The 517-nt window shown below is 59.6% G+C and carries 1 protein-coding gene; it reads right to left on the reverse strand.

All coding sequences use genetic code 11. From position 1 onward, the window contains the following. The coding region (locus QP994_RS11080) for a DDE-type integrase/transposase/recombinase (RefSeq protein ID WP_284866837.1) at positions 1-463 on the reverse strand (463 nt) is incomplete at its 3' end. Positions 464-517: the final 54 nt, after the last annotated feature.

Raw genomic sequence — 517 nt, forward strand, 5'->3', positions numbered from 1 at the left:
GCGCGCGTGTGGGAAGTGCTGCTGTGTTGTAGTGCTCCAAGAACTGCTGGTAGGTGTCGTTGACCTTCCGATTCCTATCGGCAGTACTAATCGCGTTTGATGCTGTTGACGCGTTATCGGGGACAACAACCTGGCAGACCCCACCGAAGTAGTCAAACGCTTGACGATGGGCATCAAGCCAGGACTGTTGCCGCTGGTCAACACACGCACAGGCAAACAGCATCCCTGAATACGGCAGCGAAGCGACGAAAATGCTGACTTTCGCACCCGGTGTGCCCGCAGGGTCGTACAGGCGCATCTTGGTCCCTGCCCAATCCACCTGCATCGTATGCCCTGGTGCATGGGTGATCCGGGCGCTAAGCCCGGCTGCATCGACATGGGAGGCAACCAGCTGGCGGAACCGGTCATAGCTGTAGTGCCGCTGCCCCGGCTGGGCGGGGGTGGTGGTGTAGCGAGCCCACAATACTTGCAGTGTGTGCTTCGTACGCCCTGTGCGTGCTTTGACGACCGCGTCAAA

The sequence above is a fragment of the Corynebacterium sp. MSK044 genome (assembly GCF_030232825.1).
Taxonomy (GTDB): Bacteria; Actinomycetota; Actinomycetes; order Mycobacteriales; family Mycobacteriaceae; genus Corynebacterium.